Raw genomic sequence first — 14,362 nt, 5'->3', positions numbered from 1 at the left:
AGGCGCCGGGGCGGGGTGTCACTGCGTCAACCAGGCGTGGTCGAGCGCCGAACGGGCGTAGAACGCGTCGTTCTCGTAGTCGTGCAGCTTGTTGCTGTCCCAGACCTCGAAGTACACCGGCACCGCGGCGGGCACGAACTCGAGCGCCTTGTCGGCGGCTTCGTTCGCGAGCTCCGCCACGAGCTCGTTGTACTCCTCGGGCGTGGCCGCCGACTTCGCCTGCACGAGCAGCTCGCGCGCCTTCTCGGCGTCGGGGTTGCCGTCCCAGTGGTTGTAGTAGCCGCCCTCGAGCAGCACCGGCTCGAGGTAGTAGGCGGCCGAGGCGCGCGGGCTGCCCGGGATCGCCACGAGGTCGGTCCACGACTCGCCGGTGGTGAAGATCGGCGAGATCTCGGCGAGCGGCGTGGCCTTGAGGTTGAGCGTGATGCCCGCCTCGGCCAGCTGCTGCTGCATCATCTCGTAGACCGGGTGATGCGCAGCCGCGACGTCACCCATGTAGCTGAGGGTGATCTCGGGGTTGGGCTGACCGGCTTCTTCGAGCAGGCGCTTCGCCTCGTCGACGTCACGCTCGTGGTACGGGAGCTTGCTGGCGTCGGTGGCGCCGGGGTCGCCCGCCGGCGGCACGAACGAGATCCCGGCGTTGCCGAGCATCGCGGTGTCGACGATCGCCTGACGGTCGAGCGCGAGCGAGAACGCGCGGCGCACGTCGACGTCGGCCAGCGGACCCGACTCCGGGTTCACGTAGACGGCGAGGTTCTGACGGAACGCGGCCTCACCGAGCGTGAAGCCCGACGATGCCGCCTGCTGCGCGAGGCTGCCGTCGATGAACGACGCGGCCTGCACGCTGCCCTGCTGCACGGCGGCGAGGAGGGTGTTCTCGTCGGGGTACAGCTCGAAGACGATGGTGTCGATGTAGGGCTCGTCGCCCCAGTAGTTCTCGTTCTTCTCCATCGTGACCGAGACGCCCTGATTCCACTCGGTCACCTGGTACGCGCCGGTGCCGACGCTCGTGGTCTGACGCTCTTCCTCGGTGGCGTTGCCGTAGGCCTCCTCGCTGACGATGAGGAAGGTCTGGCGGGCCGAGACGGCATCGAGGAACGTTCCGTCCGGAGCGCTGAAGTGGAAGGTCACCTCGTAGTCGCCCGTGGCCTCGACGCTGTCCATGAGGCTGAGGTAGGTGGCGTTCGTGCCGCCGTCCTTGCGGGTCTCGAAGGAGTAGACGACGTCGCCCGCGTCGAACGGCGTGCCGTCGGCGAACGTGACGTCGTCGCGCAGCTGGAACACCCACGTCGTCTCGTCGGTCTGCTCCCACTCGGTGGCGAGGGCCGGCTCGATGGTGCCGTCGTCGTCGCGGGTGAGGAGGGTGTCGTAGGCCATCGAGTAGATGACCTCGGCGGCGATGGCCGAAGCCACCATCGGGTCGATTCCGCCGGCCGAGGGCTCGGCGGGCACGCCCCACGTGAGGGTTCCGCCGGCGACCGGGTCACCGGCATCCTCTCCGCCGGTGCCGGTACCGCCGCCGGACGTGCATCCGGCGATCGCCAGGGTCGCGACGGCGAGTGCCGCCACCCCTGCCCAGTGTCGTCTGTTCATACCTCTACTCCGTTCGGGTGTGCTGCGTGGATGTGGTGGTGCGGTCGGAACGCGCGGGGCCGCGGCGCTTGGTGCGCTTGCCCAGCGAGAAGGCGGGCTCGCGCCGCGGAGCGAGGTAGTCCTGCATGCCGTCGGCGAGCAGGTTCCAGGCGGCGGACAGCAGGATGATCACCAACGAGGGCAGGATGATCAGCAGCGGCTGCAGCTGCATGAAGCGGGTGAACTCGCTGATCATGCGGCCGGCCGAGGGCTCGGGCGCCTGCACTCCCTGGCCGAGGTAGCTCAGCGCCGCCTCGATCAGCACGACCTGCGAGGCGACCGACGCGAACTGCACGAACAGCGGAGTGAGCACGTTGGGCAGCAGGTGCTCGACGATCACCCGCGCCGGGCGCACCCCGCTCAGGGTCGCCGCCAGCACGAAGTCCCGCTCGCGGAGGGCGATCACCGGAGCGCGCATCACCCGGGCGAAGCCGGGGGCGAACACCAGACCGAGGGCGAGGATCAACGGCCACGGTCCGTTGCCGATCACGACGCCGACGACGAGGGCGACGAGGATCGCCGGGAGCGCGAGCACCGCATCGACGACGCGCATGATGACGGCATCCACCCATCCGCCGACATACCCGGCCACCAGGCCGAAGAAGGTGCCGATCACCGCCCCGAGCAGGGCGGCCGCGCCCGAGATGATGAGACTCGTGCGGGCGGCGAGCGCCAGTCGGGTGAAGGTGTCGCGGCCGAGGTTGTCGGTGCCGAGGATGTGTTCGAGGCTCGGCGGCGCGAGCGCCGGGCCCGAGGCCACGAACGGGTCGTACAGCGGTGCGATCGTCATCCAGCCCGCGAGGATCAGGATGACGCCCAGGATGCCGGCGCCGCTCCAGAACGCGGGGCCGAACTTCCGGCGGGCCGGACGTTTGCCGGCGACCTTCGCGAGGGCGAGTTCTCTTGTGACGGTCATCGCGTGTGCACCCTCACTCGGGGATCGATCAGCGGATAGAGCAGGTCGACCACGAAGTTGATCACCACGTAGACGACGCCGATCAGCAGCACCGTGGCCTGGATGATCGGATAGTCGGAGGAGCGGATGCCGGTCAGCAGCAGCGACCCCATGCCGGGCAGCGAGAACACCGCCTCGATGACGACCGTGCCGCCGACGAGCGCCGCGAGCTCGATACCGATGACGGTCGTCACGGGGATGAGTGCGTTGCGCAGCGCGTGCCGGCCGACCAGGCGTCCGGGCGAGGCGCCCTTGGCGCGGGCGGTGCGCACGAAGTCCTGACCGAGGGTGTCGAGCAGGGTGCCGCGCGTGTACCGGGCGACGATCGCGGCGAGCACGATGCCGATCAGCAGGGCGGGCAGGATCAGCACCCCGATCGCCCGCAGCGGATCGTTCGCGGCCCCCGCGTATCCCACGAGCGGGAGACGCAGGGTGAGCGAGTTCACCAGGATGAGCACCGTGCCGAGCACGAACGGCGGGGTGGCCAGCAGCACGAACGAGAGACCGCGCACGACGTGGTCGGGCAGACGACGCCAGCGGGTCGCGGCCAGCACGCCGGCCGGGATGCCGAGCACCGTGCCGAACACGGTCGCCATCACCGCGAGGGTGAGGCTGAGCGGCAGGCGCGTCGCGATGAGGTTCGACACCTCGCCCGGCACGGTGATCGCTCGGCCGAAGTCGCCCTGCACGACGCCCAGCAGCCAGGAGAAGTACTGCGTGATCCACGGCTGGTCGAGACCGAGTTCGGCGCGCAGGGCCTCGAGCTTCGCGGGGTCGGGGTTGGCCGGGTCGACGAACGCGGCGAGCGGGTCGCCCGGGATGATCCTCACCATCGAGAACACGATGATCGAGAGGATGAAGAGCACGAACAGCGACGAGAGGATGCGCTGGATGATGTAGCGGGTCACCGTCGTGTCACTCCCCCGTGCTCGTCGCGCGGTCGTTTCCGCCCGATGTCGCGTGCGTGCGGGGTCCGAGAACGGAGGGTGTCGTCGATGACATGGCGGTCACGCTACCCAGCGCGCACGGGCGTCTGTACGGTGCGGCGGCCCAGGGGAACGGTCGCATGATGGGCGAAACCTCCATAGCAGGGGCGGAAGATGGGCGCGGCGATCGGGATGCCGCGGGCATGCAGGTCAGACGACCATCGAGTCGGCCGCGGCGAACTCGCTCAGGTCGTCGGTCGACTCCCCGTCCAGGGCGAGCTCGGCGAGCACGCGGCCGAGGGCCGGGGTGAACTTGAAACCGTGACCCGCAGCGAGGCCCACGATGATGTCGGGGTGCTGCGGCAGCGCGCTGAGCACGAACCGACGGTCCTTGGTGAGCGCGTACTGGCAGGTGACCGTGCGCAGCTCGGGACCCGATCCGGGGATCACGTCGTGCATAAACCCGGTGAGCTGTTCGATGAGCTCGGGCGACGGCACGAACGACCGGTCCTCGGGCGTCATCCGGTTCTCCGACACGTCGCGGGCGGCCTTGATGGTCGGCTCGCCATAGGTCGGGAACCCGTAGTAGCACTCGTCGTCCTCCCAGATCCACACCGGGAAGACCGAGCGGTCGTAGTCCTCCGGCTCGGCGGGGCGGAAGTAGCTGACCTGCTCCTGCATGATGTCGAGCGGGATCGTCGCACCCAGCGGGTCGAGGAGCGTGTTCGTCCAGGCATCCGTCGCGAGGATCACCTTGCCGGCGCGGATGTCGCCGTTCGACGTGTGCACGATCACGCCGTCGCCGTCGGGCGTGAGGCTCTCGACGGCGGTGCGGTCACGGATGTCGGCGCCGTGCACGCGGGCGCGCATCTGCAGTGTCGCGACCGTGCGGGAGGCGTGGGCGATGCCGGTGTCGGCCGTGTAGACCGTCTCGACGTTCTCGGGCACGCGGAACTGCGGCCAGCGGGCCTGCACCTCGGCGGGCGTGAGCAGCTCGTGCGCGACGTCGCACTCGGTGAGCGCGGAGGTGAAGTCGGATGCCGAGTAGGGGCCGTCCGAGGGGATGAGGATCACGCCGCCGGTGATGGTGAGCAGGCGCTCGCCCGACTCGGCTTCGAGGTCGGCCCAGTCGCGATACGCGGACTGCGCGAGGCGCACGTAGGCGCTGGATCCGTACGAGGTCCGCACGATGCGCGAGGTGTCGTGCGAGGCTCCCCGCACGTGACCGAGCTCGTACTGCTCGAGCGCGACCACCTTCGCTCCACGACGGGCCAGGTGGTAGGTGGCGGCGCTGCCGAGCGCTCCCATCCCGACGACTGCGACCTCGAACGACTCCATGATGCTCCGTCTCTTCCGCGGGCGGTGCACACCACCGGCCTGTTGTCGTTCAGTGTGGATGCCGCCGCGGGGCCGCTGCTATGGGGCGATGTCCCATGTTGTCGGCGCAGGAATGTGCGGTCGATACGCGTCGGACCCCGCATGTGACAGCCGCCGTCAGCCGGTGTTTCCGGCGCGTTTCCGTGGCCCCCTCCGCGCGACTGGATCGCTGAGCTCTCCCACTGGGTCGCTGAGCCCTCCCCACTGGGTCGCTGAGCCTGTCGAAGCGCCCCACCCCGCACTCACTGGGTCGCTGAGCCTGTCGAAGCGCCCCACCCCGCACTCACTGGGTCGCTGAGCCTGTCGAAGCGTCCCACCCCGCACTCACTGGGTCGCTGAGCCTGTCGAAGCGTCCCACCCCGAGGAACGTGAGAGCCCGGGCAGGTCCTCCCCCCGCTCTTCGATGAGCGCGATCTTCTTCGCCCGACTCCAGCCCTGGATCTGCTTCTCCCGGAAGAACGCGGCATCCACGGTGTCGAACTTCTCCGCGTAGACGACCATGACGGGTCGTCGGACACGCGTGAAGCGCGCCGCGAACTCGTCATCGTTGTTGTGCTGCCACACGCGTGCGTCGAGATCGCCGTTCGTGCTTCCGGTGTAGAAGCATCCGTCGTTGCAGCGGAGGATGTATGTCCAGGCCATGGGCCATTGTCGGATGCTTCGACACCGAGCTTTCTCGCCTGGGGATAAGTCGGGCGGGGCGGGGCCCTTCGACAAGCTCAGGGACCCAGTCCCTCCGCGGGCCCTGAGCCCTCCCCACTGGGGTCGCTGAGCCCTCCCGCCTGGGTCACTGAGCCCTCCCGCCTGGGTCACTGAGCCCTCCCGCCTGGGCCGCTGAGCCTGTCGAAGCGCCCACCAGGCACAGCTCCACGGGGCGGGGCCCTTCGACAAGCTCAGGGACCCAGTTCCGACGCCCCCGTCATCGGTCCCACCCCGCTGGGTCGCTGAGCCTGTCCCGAGACACCACGACGAAGCCCCCGCAGACAGTGTCTGCGGGGGCTTCGCCGGTCTCGACCCTCGGACGAGGGCGCGTAGCGGGGGGTCTACTTCGAGACGAGCTCCGAGGGGAGGTCCTTCGCCCGGGCGACGGCACGATGCTGCCGTACGGTCATGGTGAGGATCGCCCCGACGATCATGATTCCGCCCGTGATGTAGAGGGCGACGGTCGCGACCCCGGTCGTGTCCTTCACGAACCCGATGAGGTACGGCGCCGCGAAGCCCGCGAGGTTTCCGGTCGAGTTGATGAGCGCGATGCCGCCGGCGAGCGCGGTTCCGGCGAGCATCGAGGTCTGGAAGCTCCAGAAGATCGCCGGGATCGACAGGGCGCCCGCGTTGGCGAGGCACAGGCCGATGATGCCCCAGACGGGGTCGGTGCCGGCGATGATGCAGATCGCGAAGCCGGTGGCGCTGAGCAGGAAAGCCGCGGCGATGAACTTGCGGCGCTCCCCGGCGCGGTCCGACAGGTAGCCGAACGTGACCATCGAGATGATCGCGGCGAGGCTGGGCAGCGCGCTGAGGAAGCCGATCTGAACGGTGTCGGTGATGCCGAGGTCGCCGATCAGGGTCGGCAGCCAGAAGCTGATGCCGTAGAGGGCGAAGTTGTACGAGAAGTACACGGCGGTGAGCAGCCAGATCAGCTTGCTGGTGAAGACCTTGCGCAGAGGGGTCTCGGCTTCATCGACGCGTTCGGCGGCGAGGAGGGAGCCGAGGCGGTCGCGTTCGGGTTCGGTGAGCCAGGTGACCTTGCGGTAGTCCTCCTGCAGGAAGAACAGGATGACGATACCGAGGAGCACGGTGGGGATCGCCTCGATCACGAACAGCCACTGCCAGCCGGTGTGACCCCAGACGCCGTCCATGCCGCTGAGGATGAAGCCCGAGACGGGTCCGCCGATGAGGCCCGACGAGGCGAGGGCGATGTAGAAGATGCCCCAGGCGCGTCCGCGACGGCTGGCCGGGAACCAGTGCGCCATGTAGAAGAGGATGCCGGGGATGAAGCCGGCCTCGGCGACACCGAGCAGGAAGCGCAGCAGGTAGAACATCCACTCGCTGTCGACGATGAACATGAGGCCCGAGATGAGGCCCCAGGTGATCATGATGCGCGCGATCCACTTGCGCGCGCCGACCTTGGCGAGGATGAGGTTCGAGGGGATCTCGAAGATGAAGTATCCGATGAAGAACAGACCGGCGCCGAGGCCGTAGACCACGTTCGAGAAGCCGAGGTCGGCGCTCATGGTCGCCTGCGCGTAGCCGATGTTCACGCGGTCGAGGTACGAAAGGAAGAAGCCGAGCATCGCGAGCGGGAGCACGCGCAGCATCACCTTCCGGAAGAGCTTGTCGTCGTTGACGGTCGTCATGAGGGTCCTTCGTCGGTTCAGGGGTTCGGGTGTCGGGTCAGGCGGTCGGCACGTCGAGTCGGTAGACCCGCGCGGCGGTGCCATGGAAGAGGGCGTCGAGTCCCGCGGCGTCGAGGCCGGCAGCACCGGCGAGGATCGTGTCCATCACCTCGTCGAAGTCGGGGGCGGTCAGGGTCGCGACCGGCATGTTGGAGGCGAACAGCGCACGGTCGGCGCCGAAGATCGCGAGGGTGTCGCGCACGACCTCCTCGTTGGAGGGGCGGTCCCAGCGGTTGCGGTACAGTCCGAGTTCCGACACCTTCACGGCGGTGGCGGGCAGCGCGGCGAGGCGCTCCATACCGTCGCGCCAGATGCGCAGGGCGTCGGAGTCGCGATCGAGCGGCAGGCCGCAGTGGTTGATCACGACGGTCAGCTCGGAGAAGTCGGCGAGCACGTCGGCCGCTTCGGCGAGGTGGTAGTAGGGCACGCGCAGGTCCCACGAGAATCCGTGCGCAGCCAGCGCCGCGATGCCCTCGACCCACGCGGGGTCGTGCAGGGTGCCGGGGCCGGTGGCGGTCTCGCCGGCGCGCGCCGCGATCACGGGCTTCGAGCGGATGCCGCGCACGAGAGGGCGCTGCGCGTGCCCGGCCAGCACCTCGTCGCGATCGGACTGCAGGAACCCCACGTGCGCGACGGCGGCGATCGGGAACCGCCCGCCGGTGGCGTCGCTGAGCCCCTGCAGGAAGTCGTCCTCCGCGACCTGCTCGCTGCGGCTGCGCTCGGCCTCGCAGTGCACGGTGCCGAGGATGTTCCAGCCCGAGGTCTCGGCGAGGTACTCGCGCGGCAGGAAGGTGCGGCGCATGGCGTTGTAGTCGCCCAGGAAGAACTGCTCGTTGTACTCGTCCTGGATCCAGGGCCAGTGCCCGCCGCCCTCGAGATCCCAGAAGTGGTGGTGGGCGTCGACGATGCGCAGGTCGTGTCCCTCGGGGAGGCGCGCGTCCTGGATGCGGCGGGCGGTCTCGATGCTCACAGCCGCACACCCCCCACGAAGGCGGTGCGCACGTCGTCGGCCACACCCGTGAGGTCGGCGAGGCGGATGAGCTCGCCCTCGGCGATGTCGCGCACGAGGCGCGCCCCCGAGAGCAGGTAGTAGGCGGCGGCGAGGGTGTCGTCAGCGTCGGTGACGGCATCCGCCCGATCGATGATCACGGGCGCGACGCCGTCGATCTCGTGGTGGTGCCCGCGCACCTCGAAGGTCTCTCCGGCGGCGAGCGCGCGGGCGGCGCGAGCGGCGAGCACCGTGTGGTGACGGGGCTCGGCGAAGGTCGAGGTGCCCTCGACCAGAGCGTCGATCGTGAGCGGGGTCTCGACCCCCATGAAGTGGTACGGCCAGTAGATGCAGGCGTAGCGGCCCGAGCGCGAGACGATGTGGCCCTTGCCGGCGAGCAGATCCCAGGTCTCGGGGTCGCCGGTGGTGACGATCGTGAACACGCCACCGGCGAAGCTCGTCTCGCCGGGCAGGCGCAGTGCCGAGAACACGTCGACGGTGCGGTCGGTGCCGATGATGCCGCCGTCGGCCCGGCGGGCGTAGATGTCGGCCAGCTCGCTGGGGCGGGCGACGGGATAGTGCATGCGCTCGGTGTCGGCGGTGGCGCCCGCGTAGAGCGAGACGACGGCCATCTCGCACGAGTCGGCGGCGGCGGCGCGCTTGAGCGGTGCGACGACGGATGCCCGCGCGGCGAGGGTCGCCGCGATGTCGTCGCCGAGGAAGAGGTGGTCGGTGAGGGCGGATGCCTCGATCCGCTCGCCCTGCTGCTCGAGCACTCCGGTGGCGGGGTCGAAGACGAGGTCGTACTCGCCGGACTTGCCGAGGGCGACGACCTCGAGGCCGACGCGCTCGACCCAGTCGAGCAGGCGCAGCAGGTTGGCGGGCTGGTCGCCGTCGCCGGGCAGGTAGCCGACGCCCTGGGCGCGGGCGGCGCGCGAGAGCGAGACGCCGGCGACGCTCTCGATCTCCTTGCTGACCATGACGACGTGGATGCCGCGGTCGATGGCCTCGGCGGCGTAGCGGTAGCCCGCCTCGACACGACCGGATGCCTCGACGAGCACGTCGATCTCGTCCCAGCGCACGTCGTTGTGCCCGGGGATCGGCTCGGCATCGGGGAGGCCGCCGAGCTCGGCGATGAGGGTGCGCACGCCGTCGACGTCGGGGTCGATGAGCTGCGTGGCCGTCATGCGGTCGATCGAGCGCAGCTGCGAGAGGAACGTGCGGCCGAAACCTCCGCGTGCGCCGGTGAGAGCGACGCGGATAGGAGCGCGGGTCATCGGTGGTCCCCTCTGCACGGGACGTTCCGTGCGGTCGTACGAGAGCTGCGGGAGCGGGTTCTCCCTGCGGCCTCGAACACTGTTTCACAGTCGTAAACATTTCTCAAATTTGTTCACAACAGTTCACACGTGATGGAATGGGGGCACCCACTCCCGAGGAGGAACCGTGATCGACATCGGCGCCGTCGCAGACGACTTCACCGGCGCGACCGACCTCGCCATCGCGCTGCGCCAGCGCGGGTTCCGCGCGGTCGTCTCGATCGAGGACGCCCCGCTCGACCCGGCGGAGCTCGGCGATGCGGATGCCGTCGTCGTCGCCCTCAAGACCCGCACCGCCCCCGTCGACGATGCGGTCGCCCAGTCGCTCCGCGCCGTCCGCGCGCTCGAGGCCCTCGACTCCCGCCGCTACTACGTCAAGTACTGCTCGACCTTCGACTCCACCCCCGAGGGCAACATCGGCCCGATCCTCGACGCCGTGCTCGACGAGCTCGGCGAGACCCGCACGATCGTCGTGCCCTCGTTCCCCGACAACGGCCGCACCGTCTATCGCGGGCACCTCTTCGTGCACGACGAGCTCCTCGAGCACTCCCCCATGCGACAGCATCCGCTCACGCCGATGACGCAGTCGCGCCTGCGCGACATCCTCGCGCCGCAGACCGCCCGCCCGATCCACGAGGTAGGGGCGGATGCCGTGTGGGCAGGCCCTGCGGCACTCCGCAGCACCCTCGGCGCCGAGCCGGACGGCTACACCGTCGTCGACGCGATGACCGACGCCGACCTCGAGACCATCGCGACCGCCGTCTCGGACTGGCGCGTCGTCACCGGCGGCGCCGGTCTCGCGCTCGGGATGACCGGACCGCGGCCCGGCACCCTCTCCGAGATCGAGGTCGCCCCCGGCCGTCGCCTGATCGTCTGCGGCAGCGCGTCGGCGAAGACCCGCGCGCAGATCGCGCACGCGGAGCGCACCCTTCCCGCGCGCAAGCTCGACGTCGAGGCGATCGCGGCGGACTCCGCGCGGGTGGTGGACGAGACGGTCGCCTGGCTCGAATCGCTCGACGCCGACAGCATCCCCCTCGTCTACACCGTCGGCTCGCTCGACGACATCCGTCGCGGCCCCGAGGGCAACACCGTCTCCGACAGCATCGAAGAGGTGCTGTCCGCGATCGTCGACCGGGCGACCGCCGACCTCGGCGTCACCCAGGTGATCGTCGCGGGCGGCGAGACCTCCGGCGCCGTCGTGCAGCGCCTCGGCATCCAGCGCCTGCAGATCGGACCGCGCATCGCCGCCGGCGTGTGCTGGAGCGCCGCCGAGACCACGCACGGCCCCGTCACCATCGCTCTCAAGTCGGGCAACTTCGGCGCCGACGACATGTTCACCACCGCCTGGAGGGCGCTCGATGACCACTCCCACTGACGCACTCATCGCGGCCGGAGCGCGCGTCGCCGCCGCCGGCATCAGCCCCGGCAGCAGCGGCAACGTCAGCATCCGCGTCGACGACGTCGTGTACATGACCGGCACCGGTACCGACCTCGGCCGACTCACCGACGCCGACATCGCGGTCGTCACCCGCGGCGGGGACCACGTGCGCGGGGCGAAGCCCTCGAAGGAGCTCAGCCTGCACCTCGCGTTCTACGCCAAGAACGTCGAGCACACCGCCGTCGTGCACCTGCACTCGCCGTTCGCGGTCGCCGCGAGCTGCCTCGAGCCGTGGTCCGAGCACAGCGCGATCCCACCGCTCACCCCCTACTTCGTGATGAGGGTCGGCCAGACTCCGCTGGTGCCGTTCCGTGTGCCCGGCGACCCCGACCTGGCCGCGCAGATGCTCGCGCTGCCCGGCGAGTTCCGCGCCGCGCTGCTCGCGAACCACGGCCAGATCGTGTCGGCACCCGACCTCGATGCCGCCGTCGAAGCGGCGATCGAGCTCGAAGAGGCCTGCCGGATCGCGCTGCTGACCGACGGCAAGCCTCGCCGCCTGCTGCCGCCGTCCGACGTGCGCGCGCTCGCCGACCGCTGGGGCACGCCCTGGACCGAGGATTCCGCCCTCGTTCGCTAGGCTGACGACGACATGACCCCCTCTGACGACGCCACCGCCACGCCGCTCATCCCCGAGCAGCGGCGTGAGCTGATCGTCAAGCACCTGCGCCGCGAGGGCGTACTCAGCTACCGCCAGCTCACCGGCATCCTCGGCGTCAGCCACATGACGATCCGGCGCGACATCGCCGTGCTCGAAGAGGCCGGCCGCGTGCTCGCCACCCCCGGCGGGGCGAAGATCGCCTCACGCCTGGTCGCCGAGCCGTCACGATTCGAGAAGGCCCGGCAGGACGTCGCCGAGAAGGACGCGATGGCCCGCCACGCGGCATCCCTCGTCACCGAGTCGATGACCATCTACCTCGACGCCGGCACGACGATCCAGGCGATGCGCCCGCACCTCGAGACGGTGCAGGACCTCACTGTCGTCACGAACGACCTCGCCATCATCGCCGCGTTCCTCGACCACCCCACCGCCGACATCATCGCCATCGGCGGACGCGTCGAGAAGGCCAACCAGTCGACCACCGGGCGCCTCGCCGCGCTCACGCTGCACGAACTGTCGATCGACATCGCGTTCCTCTCATCGTCGTCGTGGGACCTCCGTCGCGGCGTCACGACCCCGACCGAATCGAAGATCGCCCCGAAGACCGCCGCGCTCGAGAGCGCGAGCGAGACGGTACTCGTCGCCGGCAGCTCGAAGTACGGCTCGTTCGGCCGCTACCGGGTGTTCGATCTGACCGATCTCGACGTGATCGTCACCGATGCGGGCCTGAGCGACGCCACCGCCGCCGGCATCGAAGAACGCGGGGTCACGGTCGTCCGCACCGGCGCATAGCCGCCGCCACCACTGGGTCGGCGAGTCCCGCCCACTGGGTCGCTGAGCCCCGCCCACTGGGTCGCTGAGCCCCGCCCACTGGGTCGCTGAGCCCCGCCCACTGGGTCGCTGAGCCTGTCGAAGCGTCCCCTCCCAGACGCCCCTACGCGACCAACTCCCCCGCATGCACCGCCCGCAACAGCACGCCCAACTGCGACGACGCGGTGAGCGGATGCTCCGGATGCCACTGCACCCCCAGCAGTGGGAGGGACTCGTGCGCAATGGCCTCGATGACCCCGTCGTCCGCGCGGGTGAGCGCCACCAAACCCTCCCCGAGCTCATCGACCGCCTGGTGGTGCGCGCACAGGGCGGAGCCGCGAAGCCCCGGGGCCACCGGCGACAGGTCGAGCGGGATCGCGATGAACGGTTCCGTCCCCGGGCCTCGATGGCCGGGCACGTGCTGGCGCAGACTCCCGCCGAGCGCGACGTTGAGCAGCTGATGCCCGCGGCCCAGCCCGAGCAATGGCCGCCCGGCGCCGACGGCATCCATGATCACGGCGATCTGCAGCCGATCCGCCCGGCGCTCGTATGGCGATCGACGCGGCCGGCGGTCGGGCTGGCCGTAGAGGCCCGGATCGATGTCGTCGCCGTCGAGGATCACGACCACGTCGGCATCGTGCGAGGCCCGCCGCAGCTCGAGCTCGGGATCTTCGGCCGCGGCATGCAGCGAGGCGGTCCAGCCGAGCCCCTCGACGGCGGCGACCGCCGCGTCGTTGAGGGTGTCGAGCAGGCTCTGATACCCGGCGGCGGCGCGGGGTCGGTGCGTGCGCACATGGAACAGGGCGACGTGCGGGGCGGTCATGCGGATGCCTCGGCCATGGGTGCTCTTTCGGAAGATGGATCAGAACCAGGAAACCCTCTAAAGAACCCCAGGTCAAATACGATATTGATAGCGTTTCGCTCGCAATCTCCCCGTAATGGAGCGGTAATACGAACGCCGTATCGTTCCCCCATGGAGCTCCGTCAACTGCGCTATTTCCTGGCCGTCGCCGACGAGCTCCACTTCGGGCGCGCGGCCCAGCGGCTGCACATGTCGCAGCCCCCGCTGAGCGTGCAGGTGGGCCGCCTCGAGCAGGAGGTCGGCACCCCGCTCTTCGAGCGCAGCACGCGTCGCGTCTCGCTCACCCCCGCCGGTCGCCACCTGCAGGAGCGGGCCCGGCACATCCTCGAAGAGGTGGAGTCGGTGCGTACCGATATGCGCGACTACGTCGACGGTCTCACGCGCGTCGGGAGCTTCGAGTCGCCTCCTGACCCCGAGGCCAGCGAAAACTCACCCCGTCGATCGCGTCACGAAAACCGGTATTCCGCGTCTTAACCGGTGAAGGGCTTCTTGCCTTCGCCGGCCTCCCCGCCGGCAGCCGGCCTCCCCGTCGGCATCCGATCCAGGTCCCCACGGCCGGATCCCGAGGGAGGGCGCCCCAACGCCCTCCCTCTTCTCTTCCCCGCGCGCTCACCGGTACGGCGGGTGCCGCCACTCAGGCGCCATCCAGGGTCAGTCCGTATCGTTGCCGACTCGCTGTCCATCCTGGGGAGGGTCGACGAGCGAAAGGCACGACATGGCGTTCGCCTCTGTCATCTACGCACTGGCATCGGTGATGTGGGCCCTCTTCCTGGGGCTTCTTGTCGATCCGAGACGGAACACGCGTTCTCCGCGCGTGCGCTGGCTCGCGATCGTGCTCGTCTCGATCTGGCTCGCGTTCTGCGCCGAGCGCCTGTGGCATGAGCCGGCGATCGCGCCCCCCTGGCTGCAGTACGCGCTGCTCATGGTTCTGCCCGCGGCGGTCGGGCTCGGCCTCTCACTGCTCGCGCGTCTCAGCCGAACGCCCGCTTCGGATGCTGCGGCCCAGGGCCCCTCGATCGACGAGGGCGAACGATGAACGCGCCGCGCGCTCAAGCACCATCCAGAAT

General features: G+C 69.8%; 14 protein-coding genes. 5 read left to right on the top strand and 9 right to left on the bottom strand.

The genetic code is table 11. From position 1 onward, the window contains the following. Positions 1 to 18: 18 nt before the first annotated feature. The 8 genes from ACIPVN_RS11185 to ACIPVN_RS11150 all read right to left on the bottom strand — a co-directional run bounded on the left by ACIPVN_RS11185 (position 19) and on the right by ACIPVN_RS11150 (position 9,548). A complete protein-coding gene (locus ACIPVN_RS11185) occupies positions 19 to 1,593 on the bottom strand; it encodes an ABC transporter substrate-binding protein (RefSeq protein ID WP_400442778.1) in 1,575 nt (524 codons plus the stop codon). 4 nt (positions 1,594 to 1,597) lie between these two features. Next, positions 1,598 to 2,548: an ABC transporter permease gene (locus ACIPVN_RS11180; protein ID WP_400442777.1), complete on the bottom strand. Its 951-nt coding sequence runs from the start codon at positions 2,546 to 2,548 to the stop codon at positions 1,598 to 1,600. Further along, positions 2,545 to 3,495, bottom strand: a complete 951-nt coding sequence (locus ACIPVN_RS11175) for an ABC transporter permease (protein WP_400442776.1) — start codon at positions 3,493 to 3,495, stop codon at positions 2,545 to 2,547. The genes ACIPVN_RS11180 and ACIPVN_RS11175 overlap by 4 nt, the downstream gene beginning before the upstream one ends. Positions 3,496 to 3,723: 228 nt before the next feature. Then, positions 3,724 to 4,851: an N-methyl-L-tryptophan oxidase gene (gene solA, locus ACIPVN_RS11170; RefSeq protein WP_400442775.1), complete on the bottom strand. Its 1,128-nt coding sequence runs from the start codon at positions 4,849 to 4,851 to the stop codon at positions 3,724 to 3,726. A 363-nt stretch (positions 4,852 to 5,214) separates the two neighbouring features. Then, positions 5,215 to 5,532, bottom strand: coding sequence for a GIY-YIG nuclease family protein (locus tag ACIPVN_RS11165; protein WP_400442774.1), 318 nt, complete (start codon positions 5,530 to 5,532; stop codon positions 5,215 to 5,217). 401 nt (positions 5,533 to 5,933) lie between these two features. Further along, a complete protein-coding gene (locus ACIPVN_RS11160; RefSeq protein ID WP_400442773.1) occupies positions 5,934 to 7,244 on the bottom strand; it encodes an MFS transporter in 1,311 nt (436 codons plus the stop codon). A gap of 37 nt (positions 7,245 to 7,281) precedes the next feature. Next, entirely contained in the window at positions 7,282 to 8,253 is a 972-nt protein-coding gene (locus tag ACIPVN_RS11155; protein ID WP_400442772.1) for an amidohydrolase family protein, read from the bottom strand. Further along, complete coding sequence (locus ACIPVN_RS11150; RefSeq protein ID WP_400442771.1) at positions 8,250 to 9,548, bottom strand: homoserine dehydrogenase; 1,299 nt, start codon at positions 9,546 to 9,548, stop codon at positions 8,250 to 8,252. The genes ACIPVN_RS11155 and ACIPVN_RS11150 overlap by 4 nt, the downstream gene beginning before the upstream one ends. 166 nt (positions 9,549 to 9,714) lie before the next feature. Here ACIPVN_RS11150 and otnK point away from each other — a divergent pair, with 166 nt between their 5' ends. Genes otnK through ACIPVN_RS11135 form a run of 3 tightly spaced genes read left to right on the top strand, consistent with a single transcriptional unit; the run spans position 9,715 to position 12,415 of the window. After that, positions 9,715 to 10,962 carry a 3-oxo-tetronate kinase gene (otnK, locus tag ACIPVN_RS11145; RefSeq protein WP_400442770.1) on the top strand — a complete coding sequence of 416 codons (1,248 nt, stop codon included), beginning with the start codon at positions 9,715 to 9,717 and terminating at the stop codon, positions 10,960 to 10,962. After that, complete coding sequence (locus tag ACIPVN_RS11140) at positions 10,946 to 11,602, top strand: class II aldolase/adducin family protein (protein WP_400442769.1); 657 nt, start codon at positions 10,946 to 10,948, stop codon at positions 11,600 to 11,602. Before otnK ends, ACIPVN_RS11140 begins: the two co-directional genes overlap by 17 nt. 12 nt (positions 11,603 to 11,614) lie before the next feature. Beyond that, positions 11,615 to 12,415 (top strand): DeoR/GlpR family DNA-binding transcription regulator, encoded by an 801-nt coding sequence (locus tag ACIPVN_RS11135; protein WP_400442768.1) that lies wholly within the window; start codon positions 11,615 to 11,617, stop codon positions 12,413 to 12,415. Between the two features lie 142 nt (positions 12,416 to 12,557). Here ACIPVN_RS11135 and ACIPVN_RS11130 read toward each other — a convergent pair whose 3' ends face one another. Continuing rightward, the gene (locus ACIPVN_RS11130; protein WP_400442767.1) at positions 12,558 to 13,256 is read right to left on the bottom strand and encodes a gamma-glutamyl-gamma-aminobutyrate hydrolase family protein; all 699 of its coding nucleotides are present in this window, start codon (positions 13,254 to 13,256) and stop codon (positions 12,558 to 12,560) included. A gap of 150 nt (positions 13,257 to 13,406) precedes the next feature. Between ACIPVN_RS11130 and ACIPVN_RS11125 the strand changes: the two genes are divergently transcribed. Then, positions 13,407 to 13,769 carry a LysR family transcriptional regulator gene (locus ACIPVN_RS11125; protein WP_400442766.1) on the top strand — a complete coding sequence of 121 codons (363 nt, stop codon included), beginning with the start codon at positions 13,407 to 13,409 and terminating at the stop codon, positions 13,767 to 13,769. A 241-nt stretch (positions 13,770 to 14,010) separates the two neighbouring features. After that, positions 14,011 to 14,331: a hypothetical protein gene (locus ACIPVN_RS11120; RefSeq protein WP_400442765.1), complete on the top strand. Its 321-nt coding sequence runs from the start codon at positions 14,011 to 14,013 to the stop codon at positions 14,329 to 14,331. The last annotated feature ends 31 nt before the right edge of the window (positions 14,332 to 14,362 follow it).

The sequence above is a fragment of the Microbacterium sp. NPDC090003 genome (genome assembly GCF_044748385.1).
Taxonomy (GTDB): domain Bacteria; phylum Actinomycetota; class Actinomycetes; order Actinomycetales; family Microbacteriaceae; genus Microbacterium.
This window is presented reverse-complemented; position numbering and strand designations above follow the sequence as displayed.

Coding starts and splice junctions, on each gene's coding strand:
- ACIPVN_RS11140 (WP_400442769.1), top strand. CDS start 10,946: ATGACCACTCCCACTGACGCACTCATCGCGGCCGGAGCGCGCGTCGCC.
- ACIPVN_RS11180 (WP_400442777.1), bottom strand. CDS start 2,548: ATGACCGTCACAAGAGAACTCGCCCTCGCGAAGGTCGCCGGCAAACGT.
- ACIPVN_RS11160 (WP_400442773.1), bottom strand. CDS start 7,244: ATGACGACCGTCAACGACGACAAGCTCTTCCGGAAGGTGATGCTGCGC.
- ACIPVN_RS11130 (WP_400442767.1), bottom strand. CDS start 13,256: ATGACCGCCCCGCACGTCGCCCTGTTCCATGTGCGCACGCACCGACCC.
- solA (WP_400442775.1), bottom strand. CDS start 4,851: ATGGAGTCGTTCGAGGTCGCAGTCGTCGGGATGGGAGCGCTCGGCAGC.
- ACIPVN_RS11125 (WP_400442766.1), top strand. CDS start 13,407: ATGGAGCTCCGTCAACTGCGCTATTTCCTGGCCGTCGCCGACGAGCTC.
- ACIPVN_RS11135 (WP_400442768.1), top strand. CDS start 11,615: ATGACCCCCTCTGACGACGCCACCGCCACGCCGCTCATCCCCGAGCAG.
- ACIPVN_RS11150 (WP_400442771.1), bottom strand. CDS start 9,548: ATGACCCGCGCTCCTATCCGCGTCGCTCTCACCGGCGCACGCGGAGGT.
- ACIPVN_RS11185 (WP_400442778.1), bottom strand. CDS start 1,593: ATGAACAGACGACACTGGGCAGGGGTGGCGGCACTCGCCGTCGCGACC.
- ACIPVN_RS11120 (WP_400442765.1), top strand. CDS start 14,011: ATGGCGTTCGCCTCTGTCATCTACGCACTGGCATCGGTGATGTGGGCC.
- ACIPVN_RS11165 (WP_400442774.1), bottom strand. CDS start 5,532: ATGGCCTGGACATACATCCTCCGCTGCAACGACGGATGCTTCTACACC.